Annotated in this window: 14 protein-coding genes; 12 read left to right on the top strand and 2 right to left on the bottom strand. The window is 47.1% G+C overall.

Annotation, left to right across the window (positions count from 1 at the left end; genetic code table 11):
* The first annotated feature begins 235 nt into the window (after nt 1-235).
* Together CLOSYM_RS18290 and CLOSYM_RS18285 are read left to right on the top strand one after the other, a co-directional pair.
* On the top strand, nt 236-1633 hold the full coding sequence (locus CLOSYM_RS18290; protein ID WP_003502151.1) for an ATP-binding protein: 1398 nt from the start codon (nt 236-238) through the stop codon (nt 1631-1633).
* An 18-nt stretch (nt 1634-1651) separates the two neighbouring features.
* Nucleotides 1652-1975, top strand: coding sequence for a hypothetical protein (locus CLOSYM_RS18285; RefSeq protein WP_021643278.1), 324 nt, complete (start codon nt 1652-1654; stop codon nt 1973-1975).
* 70 nt (nt 1976-2045) lie between these two features.
* On the opposite strand, the gene CLOSYM_RS18280 is transcribed toward CLOSYM_RS18285, so the two are convergent.
* Nucleotides 2046-3659 (bottom strand): PspC-like choline-binding domain-containing protein, encoded by a 1614-nt coding sequence (locus tag CLOSYM_RS18280; RefSeq protein WP_003508407.1) that lies wholly within the window; start codon nt 3657-3659, stop codon nt 2046-2048.
* A 248-nt stretch (nt 3660-3907) separates the two neighbouring features.
* A complete protein-coding gene (locus CLOSYM_RS18275; RefSeq protein ID WP_044902823.1) occupies nt 3908-4420 on the bottom strand; it encodes a MarR family winged helix-turn-helix transcriptional regulator in 513 nt (170 codons plus the stop codon).
* Nucleotides 4421-4710: 290 nt separating this feature from the next.
* Between CLOSYM_RS18275 and ftsH the strand changes: the two genes are divergently transcribed.
* From ftsH to uvrA, 10 genes are all read left to right on the top strand, one after another.
* Entirely contained in the window at nt 4711-6588 is a 1878-nt protein-coding gene (gene ftsH, locus CLOSYM_RS18270; RefSeq protein ID WP_003508422.1) for an ATP-dependent zinc metalloprotease FtsH, read from the top strand.
* A 375-nt stretch (nt 6589-6963) separates the two neighbouring features.
* Nucleotides 6964-8370 (top strand): amidohydrolase family protein, encoded by a 1407-nt coding sequence (locus tag CLOSYM_RS18265; protein ID WP_021643274.1) that lies wholly within the window; start codon nt 6964-6966, stop codon nt 8368-8370.
* 28 nt (nt 8371-8398) lie between these two features.
* Nucleotides 8399-9415, top strand: coding sequence for an asparaginase (locus CLOSYM_RS18260; RefSeq protein WP_024739123.1), 1017 nt, complete (start codon nt 8399-8401; stop codon nt 9413-9415).
* Nucleotides 9416-9489: 74 nt separating this feature from the next.
* Complete coding sequence (locus CLOSYM_RS18255) at nt 9490-11040, top strand: AbgT family transporter (protein WP_021643272.1); 1551 nt, start codon at nt 9490-9492, stop codon at nt 11038-11040.
* A 60-nt stretch (nt 11041-11100) separates the two neighbouring features.
* Nucleotides 11101-12060: a LysR family transcriptional regulator gene (locus CLOSYM_RS18250; protein WP_021643271.1), complete on the top strand. Its 960-nt coding sequence runs from the start codon at nt 11101-11103 to the stop codon at nt 12058-12060.
* A gap of 304 nt (nt 12061-12364) precedes the next feature.
* Nucleotides 12365-13579 carry a BMP family ABC transporter substrate-binding protein gene (locus CLOSYM_RS18245; RefSeq protein WP_003502167.1) on the top strand — a complete coding sequence of 405 codons (1215 nt, stop codon included), beginning with the start codon at nt 12365-12367 and terminating at the stop codon, nt 13577-13579.
* Between the two features lie 226 nt (nt 13580-13805).
* Nucleotides 13806-15398 carry an ABC transporter ATP-binding protein gene (locus CLOSYM_RS18240; RefSeq protein ID WP_003502170.1) on the top strand — a complete coding sequence of 531 codons (1593 nt, stop codon included), beginning with the start codon at nt 13806-13808 and terminating at the stop codon, nt 15396-15398.
* Nucleotides 15395-16471: an ABC transporter permease gene (locus CLOSYM_RS18235; protein ID WP_003502171.1), complete on the top strand. Its 1077-nt coding sequence runs from the start codon at nt 15395-15397 to the stop codon at nt 16469-16471. Before CLOSYM_RS18240 ends, CLOSYM_RS18235 begins: the two co-directional genes overlap by 4 nt.
* Entirely contained in the window at nt 16468-17430 is a 963-nt protein-coding gene (locus CLOSYM_RS18230; RefSeq protein ID WP_003502173.1) for an ABC transporter permease, read from the top strand. Before CLOSYM_RS18235 ends, CLOSYM_RS18230 begins: the two co-directional genes overlap by 4 nt.
* A gap of 315 nt (nt 17431-17745) precedes the next feature.
* Entirely contained in the window at nt 17746-20577 is a 2832-nt protein-coding gene (gene uvrA / locus CLOSYM_RS18225; protein ID WP_021643268.1) for an excinuclease ABC subunit UvrA, read from the top strand.
* Nucleotides 20578-20678: the final 101 nt, after the last annotated feature.

Here is a 20678-nt window from a genome sequence, read left to right as displayed (position 1 = left end):
CATTACGAGGTCATTATACTTCGGATATGGAAAAGTAAGAAAAGATGTAATTATTGAATAAAGGTAATCGAAAACAGAAATTTTATAAGACATTTATATGAATAATTATTTAAAGGCAAACACTCCTGTTGAATTTGGTTTTAGATTTAAACCCTTGACAAAAATCACGAATTAGCTTATGATAAAATTACTAAATTATAAATTAGTAATTTAGATATAGATAAAGGAGAACTATATGTTTGTTGGAAGACAGCGTGAATTAAATAAGCTAGAGAGTATGTACTCAAGCGCCCAATTTGAACTGGCCGTTTTTTACGGAAGAAGGCGCGTTGGGAAAACAACTCTGATTAATGAATTTTGTCGTGATAAAGAGACTATATTTTTTGTCGCATCTGAAGCAACCGGTCAGGAGAATCTAAAGCAATTTTCCAAAGCCGTTTTCCAAACCGTCAATCCGAATGCCCCATCTCCATCATTCTCAAGCTATGATGAGCTTTTGACGTATATTGACGGAATCTGCATGGAAAGACGCCTTATACTGGTAATTGATGAATATCCATATCTTGCATCAAGTTATAAGGCTATCTCGTCCCTTTTGCAGGCACATATAGACCATAGCTGGCAAAACAGCCAGCTCTTCCTAATTCTTTGCGGTTCTTCTATGAGTTTTATGGAACATCAGGTTTTAGGATACCAGAGCCCTCTCTATGGACGAAGAACAGCTCAGTTTAAAATCCATCCTTTCACCTTTTTTGAGACTAGGGCGATGTGTCCTTCCTTTTCATCGGAAGAACAGGCAATCCTATATGGAATTACTGGAGGTATACCGGAGTATATCAGCCGCATTTCATCCAAGTTGACTTTGGACGAAAATATTGTGGAGCTTTTTTTTACAGAAAGCGGCCGTCTCTACGAGGAACCTTCCAACCTTTTAAAACAGGAACTCCGTGATCCGTCCACATATAATTCTGTCATAGGCGCCATTGCCGGCGGTGCCAGTAAAATGAATGAAATTGCAACAAAGGCTGGGATAGAAACCGGCGCTGCAAGCAACCTCTTACAGGCGCTGATTGAACTGGGAATCGTCCGAAAGGAAGTTCCCATTACGGAAAAGGAATCCAGCCGGAAAACAATTTATTTATTGGAGGATCAGATGTTCCGTTTTTGGTATCGCTTTGTGAGTCCGAATATCAGCGGAATTGTTCGGGGCATTGGAAGTATCATCTATGAAAAACAGGTAAAACCTCAGTTGAATCATTATATGGGCCTGGTCTTTGAAGAGATATGTCGGCAGTATCTTTACCTGCCTCAAATTATAGCAGAAGCTCCGTTTATTTACAGTAAATCCGGACGTTGGTGGGGGAATAATCCTGTCGAAAAACGCCAGGAGGAAATAGATATTGCAGCAATTGATGATGATAATATTCTTCTGGGTGAATGTAAATGGCAGAACGCCCCGGTTGGGTGTGATGTGTTGAATGATTTATTAGCACAAGGCTCCCTGTTCTATATGGAAAAGAAATGGTATTACATTTTTGCTAAAGATTCATTTACACAGGATTGTATTGCGAAAGCAGCACAGTCCAGACATATTTTTCTAATTTCATTTCGCGATATGATTGAAACTATATAAAAAGCAATTAATATAAACGTGATTTTAGAATTGATTCGTTTCCTAATATACAGTATCATTCAGATACTATCTTGCAATGCATCTGGTAAGAGTCAGAAATCCTCTTCCAAGAAATATGATATCGAAGAAAATGGCGATGATCTTTACGTAAAATTCGGTAACGGTGATACGGTTGAAGGACTTTATACAGATAAAGAACTGACGAAACCAGCATTCAACGATGGTACTCTGTTTGTATATGAATGGCCGCATATTGCACTGTATGATGGTGATTGGACTGAAAAACCATTAACCAGAGCTGCTGCAGATGGTGACTTTTTAGGTGAATTAACAGCTGAATAATTTATTTAAAATGGACGGTGGATTTTCCACCGCCCATTTTTAATCATAGAATTTTGAATTGTTATAAAATTTATTTATTTGGGTTGTTAAGTCCTAACCAACCTTCTGTTGGGGTTGAATTTTCCTTGATTTCGGTATAAGTGTAAAGGTCATCATCGTAAAGCTGGATAAACGGTACTGATAAGATCATATCGTCAGTAACATTTTCATAATTACCGTTGATTTCGTTAATCATTTCAGCAACTAATTCATCATCAGTATACTCAAAATTGGAACCTTTAATCTTGGTAACTTTCTTGCCACTAATTGTTACTTCTACATCATCCTCAGCAATTCCCTTGTTTTCAAGGTCATACTTCTTGGAAGATTTCTGAACTTTACCCTTTTTATTTACCAGATAGATGTCTCCATCATAGTAATAGAGTCTGTAATCATCATCAGCATCCAGTCTCTTACCGTTAAAGTACAGATAGTCATCTTTCAGTCCCTTGTAGCCCTGACCATTCTTACCGTTCTTAGTGTTGAAGTAGAAGGTGTAATCATCATCATCACACTCTACACTTGTTACACGGCCTGTCTTCTGGTAGCCATTCTCGTCGAAGTAGTAGAAGCCGCTGTCAGCGTTGATATACTGTAAACCATCCTGCATCTGGCCTTTTTCATTGAATGCAAAATATTTTCCATTGATTTTGATTCTCTGAACGTAAACCATCTTACCATCTTCATCGTAAGTGGCTTCGTCTTTATAACCGCCATCAGCGTATTTGATTTCACCGTCATCTACGTAGTACCAGTCTGTATCACCATCTGTACCTACGTCTTCAGAACCATCCATTTCATACCAGCCGTCTGCTCTCCAGCCTTCTTCAACAGCGTTGTAGTATCTCATATCCTCAACGCTTGCGGAACCGGCACTTGCCACACCATCAAGCTGCGCATTTGAGCTTACAGTCTTTGCCGTACCGTTAATCCACTCATACAGCATCTGACCATGATTGTTGAACATATAGTATCTTCCATTAATCTTTTTCTTGTTTGCGCCGGTATAAACTTTACCGGAAGACTGGAAGTAATACCAACCTTCGTCATCGCAGTCGTCATCTTCTGTACAGCCGAGAACAACTTCCAGGTTGTCATCATCATCTAAGTCATCTTCGTCGAGTCCGGATTTCTCAAGCCATAACCACTGGCTCTCAGCTCTCCAGCCTTCGTCTTCACCACCTAAATAGAAAGCGTCATCGCCATCCTGGTGCCAGCCTGTTAACATCTCACCGTCTTCGTTGAAGTAGTATGTCTTTCCATTGATCTTCTTGGAATCATCAGTAACTTTCTTACCTTTGTTTCCGAAGTAATACCAATGCTCACCACCGTCATCCGGATCATCTTCCTCATCATCAGCCAGAGTCTTAATCCAGGAATTTACGAGCATACGTCCGTCACCGTCTACGTAATATTCATCATCAACCCAGCTGTCTGTAAGCATTTCGCCGTCTTCGTCAAGATAGAACCAGTAAGCACCATCCTTTTTCCACTCATCGGTTACCATCTCATCATCGCTGTCATAATAGTGCCAGATACCAGCGTCATCTTTTTCCCAACCAGCGGCGAAAGATGTCATGGAAGCACCCATAGCGAGTAAAGCTGCTGCAGATAAAACTGCAACTAATTTAGTCTGCTTTCTCATAATTAATGCACTCTCCTTTTTTCTTTTTGAAATATTTTTCGAAATTCCTAATTGCATTACGAGGTCATTATACTTCGGATAAGGAAAATTATAGAAGCCGACAATGAATGGAAAGAAGAGCTGAAGAAAATTATATTTTGAATTACATAAATATACAAGAATGCGGCAGATGCAGATTATGCTTTTGTTCATAATCTGCATCTGCCGTATATAAATCGCCGGATAAACTAACTTACCGCTACCGGGCTCTATTCATCTGCATCCCCGCAATTGCCTATATTAAATTTCTCCATCAATTCCGTCAGCTTTCGTATGCAGTAATCCATCTCCCTGAGTTCTTCATCCGTATAGGAACTGAGTCCGTAAAGAGTTGATTCAAGCATCCCCCTTTTTATATCGTCCATCATCGCACGGCCGCGGTCACAGATACGGATATAAACACGCCGACGGTTTTCCTTATCGTGGATGCGCTCCACCAGTTCCTTTTCCTCTAAAACATTGATCATTTTGGAAAGCTGCTGCTTGGTTATCTGTAATTTATCGGCAAGTTCCGACATGGTATAATCCACATCAGCCCAATTATCAAGTGCCACCAGGGTGAAAAAGGGGAGGGAATTTACTTTGACGTCATTTTCATGCTGGTACTGGCATTTGGCCAGAGTAAGGAAAGCAACGGCAAATTCAAGAAAATGTACACCCACGGAATTAATGTCCGGTCTTCCGCCGCTTTCACAATTTATTCTGTTTTCTATATTCTCCATAAATAACTCCTCCAAATAAAATATAAAGTTAATTACAAGCATATTAGTAGGGAATCAGATGATTAGCCCACGTTCACATCCTAGCATATTTCGAAATACAAGTCAATATTTATTAAAAGTAAATAAATATTGACTATTAAATATTGACAAATATAAATATAAGAGGTATATATTTAATAAATCAGTGCGATGAAAAAATTGAAGGAGATTCGTACAAAACTCCGCCAATTTTAAAAAGCGCCTGATATGGTTATTATATAAAACAATGATACAAATAAGAGGAGAACAACATGAAAGAGAGCAACGACGGCAATAAAGCACCTAAAAAATCTTTCCTATATTATTATGGACTGGTCATGCTGGTATTGATGCTGCTTAATATTTTTATTTTTCCGTCCCTGATGGACCGGACGGAGCAGGTCAGATACGATCAGTTTGTAGATGAACTGAACAAGAAAAATGTAGATGAGGTTTATGTAACTACGAATGGCGAAATAGTATACACTCTGAAAGACAGTAAGTGGAAAATTAACTATAAGACAGGTTCATTTCCGGGAGACGATTTGCAGCAGCGGATTACGGATGCCGGCGTAGTGAAATACAGCTCTGAGATTCCGACCCAGGCATCCCCTCTTCTGAATTTTCTGGTTACCTGGATTCTTCCGCTGATTATTTTTATTGGACTTGGCCAGCTGATGAGCCGTGCAATGATGAAACGGATGGGCGGAGGCAACGCAATGACATTTGGAAAGTCCAATGCGAAAATTTACGCGGAATCGGAGACAGGCAAGACATTTGCCGATGTGGCCGGCCAGGACGAGGCCAAGGAGGCGCTGCAGGAAATTGTCGATTTCCTGCATAATCCCCAGAAGTATGCGGAGATTGGCGCTATACTTCCGAAAGGAGCTTTGCTTGTAGGCCCTCCGGGAACCGGTAAGACGCTCCTTGCAAAAGCGGTTGCGGGTGAAGCGCATGTTCCGTTTTTCTCAATATCCGGATCGGAATTCGTAGAAATGTTTGTGGGAATGGGCGCTGCAAAAGTCCGCGATCTCTTCAAGCAGGCGAATGAAAAAGCACCCTGTATCGTATTTATTGACGAGATCGATACAATTGGTAAGAAGCGTGACGGTGCAGGCATGGGAGGCAATGATGAGCGGGAACAGACATTAAACCAGCTTCTTACAGAGATGGATGGATTTGACGGACGGAAGGGTGTTGTTATTCTGGCCGCAACCAACCGTCCCGAATCATTGGATAAGGCGCTCCTGAGACCGGGCCGCTTTGACAGAAGAATCCCGGCCGAGCTTCCTGATTTGAAGGGCAGGGAGGCAATTCTTAAGGTACACTCAAAGCAGGTGAAAATTGACGAAACAGTAGATTTCAATGCAATCGCCAGGGCCACCAGCGGTGCCAGCGGAGCGGAGCTTGCCAATATTATTAATGAGGCGGCCCTGAGGGCGGTCAGGATGGGAAGGAAGACCGTATCGCAGGCCGATCTGGAAGAAAGTGTGGAGACGGTAATTGCAGGATATCAGAGAAAAGACGCCGGCGTCTCAACGGATGAGAAAAAGATTGTATCCTACCATGAAGTTGGTCATGCCTTAGTAGCGGCTTTACAGAGCCATTCAGCTCCGGTTCATAAAATTACAATTATACCGAGAACATCGGGTGCGCTCGGATATACAATGCAGGTAGAGGCAGATCAGAGATTTTTGATGAGCAAAGACGAGGCGTTTAATAAGATTGTGACACTGACAGGCGGCCGGGCAGCGGAGGAGTTGATCTTTCATTCCATTACGACCGGCGCATCCAATGATATCGAACAGGCAACAAAGATAGCAAGAGCCATGGTCACACGGTATGGTATGAGCGAACAGTTCGGCATGGTAGCTCTGGAGACGGTGAATAATGCGTATCTGGGCGGAGATGCTTCGCTGGCCTGTTCTGCGGAAACTGCATCAAGAATTGACAATGAAGTAATAGAGATGGTCAAAGATGCCTATGAGAAGGCAAAATCAATCTTGATGGGAAATGAGAAAAAACTCCACGAACTGGCCGATTATCTCCTGGAAAAAGAGACGATTACAGGTGAAGAATTTATGGAGATACTCAACGAAAAAGCCGGAGCCGTTGGTACGGCGGAAATTGTCTCGGAGATTGAATCTTAAAGACACCTGCGAAGCTTAGATGCAGAGTCCCCAAATGATAAAATATTGTCCTCTGAATGAATATTAAAATGTACTTATACCCTGGTGGCAGAATTAAATTGCCGCCAGGGTATTTTCATTGATGGCGGTAACCTGTGCGCGGAGCGTGCAGGTTATCGTTCTGCCCTGGAGTAAGGGGCATAAACAGAAATCAGGTATAAACAGCGGTTTCTAACTTATATGAATGTATTTATGACATTTTATATCCTGCCGGAAAATCGTTATAATAAATACATCCCTCATGAGAACGGATGGAAAAAGAAAGTTTCAGTATAGAAGCGTAATAGAGCCTGTCCCTGCAAAGCGCGCTGCGGGACGGTATGAACGGAGGAACAGATGAGATTTGACGTTGTATTAAAAGGCGGCCGTGTATTTGACCCGGTTCACCATGTGGATGAGCGTCTTGATATAGGGATAAGAGAAGGCAGGATAGCGGAACTGGAAAAAGAACTGCCGCATGGAGAAGAGACATACGATGTTTCCGGCCTGACGGTGATTCCGGGAGTCATCGACATGCATGTGCATGTAACAAAGCTGCTGGGCGGCAGAGTCGGGTATTATATGGCGGCCAAAACCGGAGTGACGACGATTATTGATTACGCGGGGCCTGTGACCGATATCTCGTCCCAGATTTCATCACACGGATGCGGAATGAACGTTGGCTGTATCGACGCAGTGCTTCCCGGAGAGGTTGGACAGTCGCCCTCCAGAACGCAGGTCAGAAGGTTTCTGGAGCAATCCCTGAAAAACGGCTCTCTGGGACTTAAAATCCTCGGCGGCCATTATCCTCTTACCCCGGAGTCTTCCAGGCTGTGTGTGGAGGAAGCAAATGCTAAAAAAGTAATGATAGCCTGCCATGCAGGGAGTACGCAGCAGAGAAGCGATATATACGGCTTACAGGAAGCGGTTGAATTTGCGCGGGGACAGAGGCTTCTGATGGCCCACATTAATGCCTACTGCCGTGGAAACCGGTATCATTACCTGGAAGAATTGAGAGACGCATTTCAGATGCTCAGAGAAAATCCGAATATTATTTCGGATTCCCACATGGCTGTAAACAACGGAACCAGCGGTGCATGCAGGAATGGAATACCCTGCGACGCTATCACCGTCAATTGCCTGAAGATGTTTGGTTACGAGTCTACCCAGGCAGGACTGGCGAAAGCGATGAAGGACGGAACCGTTTGTGCAATTGCATCCCTGAAAGAGGAAAACGTACTATTAAATAAAGAGGATGCATTCCAATACTGGTCCGGCCGCGACACCAACATAAATGTGAGCTTTCCCGCCAATCTGGCCCCGGTTGCGTCGGCTTGCCTGACAGAGCGCAGGATACCTGGCGGCTCCCCCTTAATCGAGCTGGCGGCGACAGATGGCGGAGGATTTCCCAGAAACGGACTGGTACAGAAATTACTCCCGTTTTACCGGCTTGGATATTTGTCACTGAAAGAGATTGTGGAAAAATGCTCGGTCAATCCGGCGGAGACGTTCGGGCTGCACCAAAAAGGAAATCTGGGAATCGGAGCAGATGCCGATATAACGGTATTGGATATGAAACGTCTTGACGCGGCAATGAGCTTTGCCGGCGGAAAAAGAATTATGGATCACGGCCGGGTAACGGGGAGCGGAGGAACGTTTCTAACCACGAAAGCCGGGGTGAAAACAGCGCAGGAAATGCAGCTTAACTATCAGATTGCGGATACGCAGCGCAGCGCATTATACGGAGAGCGGACGGCAAAATAAATACTCAGTGACAGTAAAGGAGAGGAATGTGTTGAAAAATATCAGTGTTTTGACTTTGGGAGGGACGATTGCCTATACATGGAAAAACGGGGTTCCTCAAATAGGGGATCTGACAGGTTTTATAGATTCACTTGATGAGGTGAAAAAAGAAGCCGATATTACGGTGAAGGCGTTCAGGCAAAAATCAAGTTCTTCGATGGTGATAAGCGATATCATCGGGTTAGCGGCCGAAATCCAGTCCTTGTTAGAGGGGGAGACAGAGGGCGTGGTGGTGGTCCAGGGGACGGACACAATCGAGGAGACAGCCTTTGCTTTGGAGATGCTGCTGGATTCAGAAAAACCGGTGGCCGTGACAGGCGCAATGCGAAATCCCGACATGAGGGGAGCAGACGGGCCGGCCAATCTTCTGGCGGCAATCCGGACCGTCTCCTGCAGCCGGTGCAGAGAACTCGGCGTGATGGTGGTTTTTAATGATGCAATTTACCCGGCTTTATATGTGAGAAAAATTCATCCACAGAGTACCGAGGCTTTTGCGGCAGAATGCGGACCTCTCGGGTATCTGGCGGAAGGAAAGCCAAGCATCCGTATGAAGCCGCTGCAAAGAAGAATCCCCGGACTTGCAATAAATAAGTGGAATGTGGATGGGAAAAGACCGGATCAGCCTGTATCCGTTCCAATTTACGCCGTTCCTGTCGGAGATGACGGGAAACTGCTAAAGTGTGCGCTAGACTGCAAAATAGACGGCCTGGTTCTGGAAGCGATGGGAGGAGGCCACACGCCATCGGAGCTGGTGGAGACACTGAAACAGCTTGCGGATAAAATGCCGGTAGTTCTGGCATCCAGAATCGGCCGGGGGGACATGCTCACCGGAACTTATGCAGGCTACCCAGGTTCGGAGACGTCTCTGCTTTCCAAAGGGCTTATCAGTTCCGGCTTTCTGGACGGAAGAAAAGCAAGACTGCTTCTGATTCTTATGCTGATGTCCGGTTTTGATATGGATGGAATAAGAGAAGGGTTCCGGATTTTTTCGAAGGAATGTGAATGAAAACGGCTGAAGGGGTAAGGCCGTACTTCGAATAGAAAACGGATAAGCGTCATTTTAATGAGGAGGGGAACATCATGAATGAAAATGCAGGAATAAAGAGTGAGAAAGACAGGGAACCAATGTATATCAGGATCCTTGCAAAAATAGAAAAGGCAGGAAACAGGCTGCCTGATCCGGTTGTACTGTTTGCATTTCTCTGCGTTCTTCTGTTAATTATTTCGTATTTTACTGCCGGAGCCAGCGTGGTCCATCCCGGTACGGGGGAGACGATTACCGCGGTTAACCTGCTAACAATCGCAAATCTCCAAAAAATATTAATCAACTTCCCAAGTAATTTCCTGGGATTTGCACCACTGGGAGCCGTGCTGACTATAATGCTGGGCTGCGGCCTTGCAGAAAAAAGCGGCTGGCTTACCTCGATGGTCCGGCTGGCGGGCGCCAGGGCCAGCGGCAGAACCGTAACCGTTATTGTCGTGTTTGCAGGCATCATGGCAAACCAGGCCGGAGATGCCGGATGGATTGTCCTGCCGCCACTTGCGGCCCTGCTGTTTCTTTCCGTGGGGAGAAACCCTCTTGTGGGTATTTTTGCGGCATATGCGTCCGTATCGACGGGTATGGCGGCTAATCTTCTGATCTCCATGAGCGATGTTCTGGCCGGAACGTTTACCATATCGGCCGCCCAGAGTATCGATCCGGGATTCAGCGGCAATATTGCAATGAACTATTATTTCCTCATTATCTCTACCTTTATTTTATTATTTACAGGCGTAATCACAACTGATAAAATTGTAGAGCCAAGATTAGGGGAATATAAAGGCGATGTCCGCCTGGAGCATGATGCCAATCTTGCGCCGGAGGAGAAAAAGGGAATAAAATGGGCAGGTGTCTGTTTTATCGCAATCTGTCTGGCAATCGTGGCTCTTTGCATCGGACCGGATGCATTCCTGGCGGATCCGGAAACAGGGTCGATTATGAGCAATAATTCACCGCTTATGAAGGGGATTATCAGTATTGTAACCATTATGTTCTTTGTTCCGGCTGTTGTGTACGGCAGAGTGGCAGGCACGGTAAAAAGCAGTAAGGATATTGTCAATATGCTGATAGCTGCGATGAAGGATATGGGCGGTTATATTGTGCTTGTATTTGTCTCGGCACAGTTTACCTCCTGGTTTTCACAGAGCAATCTGGCTACCGTATTTGCCGTTAAAGGCGCCGAGTTTCTTGAGAATACGGGCATCACGGGTATCGGCTTAATTATCGGACTGATTATTGTTTCGGGGATTATCAACCTGTTCATAGGCAGTGCATCGGCAAAATGGGCAATCATGGCTCCGATTTTCGTTCCGATGTTCATGATTCTGGGCCTCCATCCCTCTGTTACGCAGATGTCATACCGAATCGGAGACTCAATTACAAACGTGCTTTCTCCTCTGTTCCCATATGTGATGATTCTTTTATCGTACGTGCAGAAATACGATAAGAAGGCGGGATGGGGAACCCTGTTTTCAAATATGCTGCCCTATTCACTGGTCATGGGAATTGCGTGGAGCGTCATTTTAATTGTGTTTGTATTGTTTAAAATTCCGCTGGGACCCAGCGGACCGATATTCTACAGTCTGGGATAGTCAGAACAAAGAACCGGACAGGCGGATTGATACCGGGAGTGAAAGGATAAGGGGGAGGCAATGGCGTCAGTTGAGATGGAATATGTTTATCTGGTATATCAGGAAAAGAGTTTTTCAAAAGCGGCGCAGAAACTGTTTGTGAGCCAATCGGCTGTAAGCGCCATGGTGAGAAAAGCGGAGGCCAAAATCGGCTGCCAGATATTTGACAGAAGCACAATCCCCCTTACCGTGACGAAAGAGGGGGAGTATTATATCAAATGCGCGGAACAGTTTATGCGTCTTGAGAAGAATATGGACGCATATTTCAAAGATATGGCGGATTTGAACACGGGACATCTTTCGGTAGGCAGTTCTTCTTTTTTCTGTGCTTACCTTCTGGCGGGACTTTTGAAACGGTTTAAGAATAAGTATCCGGGCGTATCGGTGGAAATCCATGAGGGGAATATCAGGGAACTCCGGGCAGGACTCCTGGATGATTCGATTGACCTTTTGCTTGAGACGGCAATTCCGGCCGGGGATGAGGTGGAACGGTATCTCTACGACTATGAACAGATAATTCTGGCCGTCCCGGCTGAATTTGAAGTAAATAAAAAGCTGCGGAGCTTTCAGATGGCATTTGCGCAGGCCAGGGACGGCGCGTTCAGGGGGAAAGATGTACAGCCGGTGCCGATGCAGGCATTCCGGGACTGTCCGTTTATCTTTTTAAAAGAGGAAAACGATATTTGTATGCGCAGCAGGGGGATTTGCAGGAATGCCGGTTTTGAACCTAAGGTGGAGTTATTCCTGGATCAGATTATGACATCATTTTATGTCGCGAAATCCGGTTCCGGCATTGCGTTTATCCGAAACAGCCTTTTGAGCCTTGTATCCGATACGGATGCCCTGATTTATTATAAAATCGGAGACCCTCTGGCGCGCAGGGAAATTTTTATGACCCGCAAAAAAGGAAGATATATGACAAAGGCTATGGAGGCTTTTTTGAGGCTTTGCCATATCCGGCCTGAAAAACCGATAGAATAGCCGGACCGGATTTTTGAATTTCAGATAACAATTCTTTATTTGTGCCATATAGAGGCTGCTTTATTTCCCGTAAAGCAGCCTCCCCTTTTTATTGGAGGCGGTTACCTGTACCCGGAGCGTGCAGGTTATCGTTGTTATCAATGTTCGGAAGAGCCGCAATCCCGGTAAAGCGGGGCTTATGCCGTTAAAACAAGTTATATGAAAAAAACTCGACAAATTCCGTGAAATCTCTTGCAAAACTTAGGAGAAAATGTAATAATTGTTCAGTATTGACATTCATTTATTTTTATTGAGGAGGAAAGAAATGAAAAAAGTATTAAGCGTGGTACTGTCAGCAGCTATGGCACTTTCCCTCTGCACAGGATGTTCATCTTCATCCGGCAAGGAAACAACCGCAGCACAGACCGAATCAGCGGCAGAAGCAGCCGGAGAGACAGCAGAAGCAGGAGCAGAGACAGGAGAGGCTAAGGCGGCAGAGGGTGTTATGCCGGCAATCCCGAAGGAAGATTTGAAGGTCGGCGTAATCCATATCGGAAACCCGGCAGACGGCTCCGGTTATTCTTATGCACATGATCTTGGCATTGTTGCCATGCAGGAAGCAGTAGGTCTGGAAGACAGCCAGATTATCCGCAAGAACAATGTAGCGGATGATGATCAGACTGCAATTGAGACGGCTATGAGAGAGTGCGTGGAAGAAGGATGCCAGATTATCTTCGCCACAAGCTGGGGTTACATGGATGCATGCGAAGCGCTTGCAGACGAGTTCCCGGAGGTTATCTTCTCCCATGGTACAGGATATAAATCAAACGGCGTTAACTTCAATAACTACTTCGGAAGAATTTACCAGTCCAGATACTTATCCGGTATTGCAGCAGGCCTTAAGACAGAGTCCAACAAGATTGGTTATGTAGGCGCCTGGGGCAAGGACAACGCAGAGGTTACAGGCGGATGCAATGCATTTGCCATGGGTGTTTACTCTGTAAATCCGGATGCGACCGTATATATCAAGACAACCAACAGCTGGTATGATCCGGAAGGTGAGAAACAGGCTGCCGTAGCTTTAATTAATGAAGGCTGCGACGTAATCGGACAGCACTGTGATACACCCAACCCACAGCTTGCGGCTGAGGAAAACGGAGTATACGGCGTTGGTTACAACTCCGACATGAGCAAGGATGCCCCTAAGGCAGTTCTTACTTCCACCGTATGGAACTGGGGCGCATATTATACATCAGCCGTTCAGAGCCTCGTTGACGGGACATGGACAGGCGAGAATTACTTCGGCGGTTTAAAAGAAGGTCTTGTGGACCTGGCTCCATTATCCGATCTTTGTGCAGAAGGCACAGCAGAGAAGATCGAAGAAGCAAAAGCTAAGATTGTTTCCGGCGAATGGGACGTATTTGACGGCGTAATCGAGTGCAACGACGGTACAACCGTGGGCACAGAGGGCGAGCATATGTCTGACGCGGATATTACAGGAAACATTCACTGGTATTTCAAGAACGTTGTTGAGAAATAATGTTATCAGAATGAGATAATACCACTAAAACAGGCTGAAAGATGAGGGATGCTTAAAAATGGTGAATTACATAAATTCTCATTTTGCGGCATCCCTTTTTTGACGCCGTCCGAATCACGGTTACTATTTACAGCGACTGTCCCGCGGGCATCGCGCAGCATATTACTGTTCGCAGAGACGCATTTTTGGCGGGGCTGTGAATTGTAACGAAACAAGAGGTGAAGAAATGACAGAGCAGTATGCCATTGAGTGCAGACAGATTACAAAGGTATTCGGAAGCGTGGTCGCCAATGATAAAATCGACCTGTCGGTAAAATACGGGGAAATTATGGCTCTTCTTGGGGAGAACGGCTCCGGTAAGACAACGCTTATGAATATGATTTCCGGCATCTATCATCCTGATTCCGGTTCGATCCTGGTGGGCGGAAAAGAGGTGGCGATCAATTCGCCTGTGGATTCCAGAAACCTGGGGATAGGAATGATTCATCAGCATTTCAAACTGGTGGATGTATTCAGCGCGATGGACAACATTGTATTGGGGACCGGCGGAAAGCGGCTGGGAAGAAAAGCTTTAAAAGAAAAGATTGAGCAGATCAGCCGGTCTTTTGGACTCGAAATCGAACCTGAAAAGAAAATTTTCGATATGTCTGTCAGTGAGAAGCAGACGGTTGAGATTTTAAAGGTATTATATAGAGGAGCCCAGATTCTGATTCTGGACGAGCCGACTGCGGTTCTGACTCCGCAGGAGACGGATAAATTATTTGCCATCCTCCGCAAGATGAAGGAACAGGGCTGTGCCATCATTATTATTACGCACAAGCTCCATGAGGTGCTTTCCATCAGCGACCGGGTGACAATTCTGAGAAAAGGCCGGAGTATTGATACGGTGAATACAAGCGAGTGTAACGAGAAAAAGCTGACGGAGCTTATGGTGGGCCGTCCGGTCAGCTTAAACATCGAGCGCCCTGAGATGGAAAAACGCGATACAATACTAAAGGTTGTGGATTTGACTGTAGATAAAAGCGACGGTTCTATAGCGCTTGATGATGTATCCTTTGAGATTAAGACAGGGGAAATCCTGGGAGTGGCCGGCGTGGCGGGAAGCGGGCAGAAGGAACTCTGCGAGACGCTGACCGGCCTGATGACTGCCAAAAAAGGAGCGATCCTGTATCATAAGGAAAACATCGTGGGCAAGACTCCGGCGGAGATCATAAAGCTTGGAATCAGTATGAGCTTTGTCCCGGAAGACAGGCTCGGCATGGGGCTTGTGGCATCCATGGGCATGGTGGATAATATGCTCCTGAAGTCTTACACGGAGGGGAAAGGCCCCTTTGTGGAACGAAAGCCTGCCAGGGAGCTGGCGCAGAAGCTGGTGGAGAAGCTGGCAATCGTGACGCCCGGAGTGGATACGCCGGTCCGCCTGATGTCGGGAGGCAACGTCCAGAAGGTGCTTCTGGGGCGTGAGATCGAGTCAAGTCCCCAGGTATTAATCACCGCCTATCCGGTGAGAGGACTTGATATCAACTCCTCCTATACAATCTATGATCTTCTGAATGAGCAGAAGAAAAAGGGAGTCGCCGTTATATATATCGGTGAGGATCTGGATGTGCTTCTGGAACTGTCCGACCGTCTGATGGTACTCTGTCACGGCAAAGTAACCGGAGTGGTCGATGCGAAGACGGTGACAAAGGAGCAAATCGGTCTGATGATGACAGGCGCCGAGGCTGCTGAGGCGATGAAAGAGACATCCGGACAAGAGCTTTCGGCGGATCAAGATAAAATACCGGAACCTATTTCAGAAGAGGAGGAAAAAGCATGAATGAGCCGTTAATCCGTGTAGTGAAAAAAGCGGAGCTGGGCAGCAGGGAGACATTTATCCTGCGTCTGGAAGCGATTCTGCTGGCGCTGGTGGCCGGCGGGCTTTTTATCCTGATAATCGGACAGAATCCATTTGTCATTTATAAAACAATTATTACTGGTGCTCTCAGAAGCGGGATGGCCATCCAGGCGACAGTGAAAATTGCGATTCCGCTGTTGATCGCGTCGCTGGGAGTAACGCTGGCGTTTAAGATGAAGTTCTGGAACATCGGCGCGGAGGGACAGATTATTGCAGGCGGCATCTGCGCGTCTTATTTTGCACTGTTTCATTCCGGATGGAACCACTGGGTGCTGGTGATTGTCATGTTCATCGCAGGAGCCGTGGGGGGCGGACTTTGGGGCCTGATTCCGGCCTGGTTCAAGACAAAATACGATACGAACGAGACTCTGTTCACATTGATGTTGAATTATATAGCCCTCAATATTATCGTGTTCCTGAGAGAGGGGCCGTGGCGCGATCCCGGTTCACAGGGATATGCAAAGATAGCCAGATTTGATAAGAATGCGGCTCTTGACAAAGTGTTTGGTATCCAGTTCGGCTGGATTATTGCCCTTGTGCTGCTTGTACTGGTATTTGTTTATATGAAATATTCCAAACAGGGATATGAAATCGGCGTGGTGGGCGAGAGCCAGGAGACTGCCCGGTATGCGGGGATGAATGTAAGAAAGGTGATTCTTCGCACGATGTTCCTCTCCGGAGCCGTATGCGGTATCGGCGGAATGGTTCAGGCAACCGGTTCAGACGTCACGCTGACGACGGCCGTGGCCGGAGGCGTTGGCTTTACCGCAATTATTGTGGCATGGCTGGCACAGCTCAACCCGCCGGCAATTCTGATTGTCACGGTTCTGTTCAGCATTCTGGAAAAGGGCAGCAGCGTTGTGCAGTCTTCCTTCGGTCTGTCCTCAGACAGTGCGGACGTGCTTCAGGGAATTATCCTGTTCTTCATTCTGGGATGCGAGCTGTTCATACGGTATAAATTTGTGATGAGAGGGAAAGGAGGTGCCGGGGCATGAGCGGAGACATCTTAATTAAATTTCTTGTGGCAGCGGTACTGGCGGGAACTCCGTTCCTTTTTGGCACGGTTGGAGAGATTTTAAGTGAAAAAGTAGGGCATCTGAATCTCGGTGTGGAGGGTATGATGTCCCTGGGCGCCTGTGCCGGGTTTATGGCAGGTTATCTGTCCGATAATTTTCTGGTTGCAATTCTGGCCTCTGCGGCTGCAGGCATGTTCGGCGCGCTGATTTACGGAGTTCTGACCGTTACCTTTATGGCAAACCAGAATGTTACAGGTCTTACCATGACGATTTTCGGCGTCGGGCTTTCCAATTTTATCGGCGTGTTTATGCTGGAGCGCTCCGAGGGAGGGACGCTGAAGCTTCCGGAGACAATCACGGCTCAGATGAGAAATATTAATATTCCCGGGCTGAGTGATATTCCGGTGGTGGGAGAGCTGCTGTTTTCCTACAATCCGTTTGTATATCTGGGGCTTGTCATTGCCGTCCTGGCAAGCATCTATCTGTACAAAACCCAGGTAGGCCTGAATGTGCAGGCAATCGGGGAGAATCCGGGAGCCGCCGACGCGGCCGGTATTGAGGTTACAAAATGGCGCTATATCAACATTCTGCTTTCCGGCGCTATCTGCGGAATCGGCGGGGCGTACTGCTCCATGATTATCAACAGCGGCGTCTGGCTGAGAGACAGCGTGGCGGGGCTGGGATGGATTTCCGTAGCGCTCGTTATCTTTGCTTCCTGGAAGCCGGTGAATGTAATTTACGGTTCCTTTATCTTCGGAGCGCTCCGGGTACTGAAATATTACGTACCGAAGAATACGTATGCAATCCCGACCGCATTCTTCGACGCGCTGCCGTTCTTGATTACGGCTCTTGTCCTTGTCATCTCTTCCATGAGGAAGAATAAGGGCGGCCATATTCCGGCGCATCTCGGCATGAATTATTTCCGGGAAGAGCGGTAATATCAGGTGAAAGAAAAGAAATAAGAATGAAAGAAATCCTTTTACACTCCGGGGGTAGCCATTCCGGAGCCTGTAAAAGGATTTTTTCTTAGTTATTCCCATAATCGCCAATAACGTGCCAAATAAACCAATAAAATTCGGAAAAATGTGCCGAACAAATGTTTGCAAAACGCAGCCGGATATGATATACTGGGATAGCTAAGACAGGTTAAAACAATAAGAGGAAGCAGATAAAATGCTGAATGAAACGGAACGGTTCCCCACTGCCGGAAGTGTATGGATGGAACCTGTTCTGTATACACAGGAGTTAGAAAAATGGCGAAGCAATATATTAAAATCCGTGGTGCCAATGAGCACAATCTGAAAAATGTTTCACTGGATATTCCGAGAAATGAGCTGGTGGTTCTGACGGGATTGTCGGGATCGGGTAAATCATCACTGGCTTTTGATACGATTTATGCGGAAGGGCAGAGACGGTACATGGAGTCCCTCTCCTCCTACGCAAGGCAGTTCCTGGGCCAGATGGAGAAGCCGGATGTGGAGAGCATAGAGGGGCTTTCCCCGGCCATCTCCATTGACCAGAAGTCCACCAACCGGAACCCGCGTTCCACCGTTGGGACGGTTACGGAAATTTATGATTATATGCGTCTTCTGTACGCAAGGATTGGTATCCCCCATTGTCCCAAGTGCGGCCGTGAGATCAAGAAGCAGACCGTGGATCAGATGGTGGATCAGATTATGGCGCTTCCTGAGAAGACCAGGATACAGCTTCTGGCCCCGATTGTAAGAGGACGGAAGGGACGCCACGAGAAAGTCCTGGAACAGGCGAAGAAGAGCGGCTACGTGCGTGTCAGAATCGATGGGAACCTATATGAGCTGACGGAATCCATCGATCTGGAGAAAAATATCAAACATAATATAGAGATAGTGGTTGACCGTCTGGTGGTGAAGGAGGGAATCGAGAAGCGGCTTTCCGACTCCATAGACACGGTTATGGGGCTGACCGGCGGGCTGATGATGGTAGATGTTTTCGGCCAGGAACCGATTATGTTCAGCCAGAGCTTTTCCTGCCCGGACTGCGGAATCAGTGTGGACGAGGTGGAGCCGAGAAGCTTTTCCTTTAATAATCCCTTCGGAGCCTGCCCGGACTGCTATGGCCTGGGATATAAGATGGAATTTGACGAAGACCTGATGATACCGGATAAGAGCCTCAGCATCAAACAGGGCGCCATCGTCGCGATGGGATGGCAGTCCTGTTGCGACAAGGGCAGCTTCAGCGGAGCGATTCTGGAAGCGCTGGCGGAGGAATACCATTTCAGCCTCGACACACCGTTTGAGGAATACCCAAAGGAGGTTCATGACATCCTGATTGGGGGAACCGGCGGAAAGATTGTAAAAGTCCGCTATAAGGGCCAGAGGGGGGAGGGCATTTACGATATAGCCTTTGAAGGCCTGATACAGAACATGAACAAGAAGTACAGGGAAACATTTTCCGAATCCATGAAGGCGGAGTACGAGACATATATGAGAATTACACCCTGCCCTGCCTGCCATGGCCAGCGTCTGAAGCCGGAAGCACTGGCCGTTACGGTCGGAGATAAGAATATTTACGAAGCGACGAATATGTCGATTGTGAAGTACAGGGAATTTCTGGACGAGCTTCAGCTTACGACGATGCAGGAGACGATTGGCGCCCCGATTTTGAAGGAGATCAAGGCGAGGGTGTCTTTCCTGATTAATGTGGGCCTTGATTATCTGTCCCTGTCCAGGGCTACCGGCACTCTGTCCGGCGGCGAGGCGCAGCGTATCCGTCTTGCTACCCAGATTGGTTCCGGCCTGGTCGGTGTTGCCTATATTCTGGACGAGCCGAGTATCGGACTTCACCAGAGGGATAATGACAAGCTGCTGCAGACGCTTCTGCATCTGAGGGATCTCGGCAATTCCGTTCTTGTGGTGGAGCATGATGAAGATACCATGCGTGCGGCCGACTGTATCGTGGATATCGGGCCGGGAGCCGGAGAACATGGAGGCCATGTTGTTGCGGTGGGAACGGCCGATGAGATTATGGCATGTAAGGAATCCATCACGGGAGCTTACCTGAGCGGCCGCGAGAGGATACCCGTCCCGAAGGAGCGCAGGACGCCCACCGGCTGGCTGACGGTAAAGGGGGCGGCGGAGAATAACCTGAAGAATATTGACGTCTCCTTCCCGCTCGGTGTCATGACCTGTGTGACAGGAGTATCAGGTTCGGGGAAAAGCTCTCTGGTGAATGAGATTCTATATAAGGCGCTCGCCAAGAAGCTGAACCGCGCGCACACAATACCAGGCAGGCATAAGAAGATTGAGGGTGTGGAGCAGCTTGATAAGATTATCGCGATCGACCAGTCTCCGATTGGCCGTACGCCGCGATCCAACCCTGCAACCTACACGGGTGCCTTTGATTTGATTCGTGATTTATTTGCCTCAACATCCGATGCGAAAGCCAAGGGTTATAATAAGGGGCGCTTCAGCTTTAATAAAAAGGGCGGCCGCTGTGAGGCCTGTACCGGTGACGGAATTATCAAGATTGAGATGCATTTCCTTCCCGATGTCTATGTTCCGTGTGAGGTTTGCGGAGGCAAGCGGTATAACAGAGAAACGCTGGACGTTAAATACAAGGGAAAGAGCATCTATGACGTTCTGAACATGACGGTGGAGGAGGCGCTTAAATTTTTCGAGAATGTACCGTCGATTTACCGCAAGATAGAGACGCTTTACGATGTGGGGCTTTCCTATATCCGCCTGGGGCAGCCGTCCACGGAATTATCGGGCGGTGAGGCACAGCGTATCAAGCTGGCGACGGAGCTGAGCAAGAGAGGAACCGGAAAGACGATCTACATTCTGGATGAGCCGACGACGGGACTGCATTTTGCCGATGTCCATAAGCTGATCGAGATTCTGCGCAGACTGTCGGACGGCGGCAATACGGTCGTTGTCATTGAACATAACCTGGATGTGATTAAGACGGCGGATTATCTGATTGATATCGGACCGGAAGGCGGTGACAAGGGCGGCACGGTGATTGCCCGGGGAACGCCGGAGGAGGTCGCTAAGAGCGATATATCTTATACGGGACAGTATGTGAAGAAGTATTTGGAGATGGAGTGATGGACCCTCGGTTTTATCTTGTAGTTTCAGTGTAACGGTTCAGACAGCAATGTCAACTAGTTAAGCAGGTGAGGACGCTGCCGGTACGGCCAGCGGACGGG

This window comes from [Clostridium] symbiosum ATCC 14940, assembly GCF_000466485.1.
GTDB classification, from domain to species: Bacteria; Bacillota; Clostridia; order Lachnospirales; family Lachnospiraceae; genus Otoolea; species Otoolea symbiosa.
This window is presented reverse-complemented; position numbering and strand designations above follow the sequence as displayed.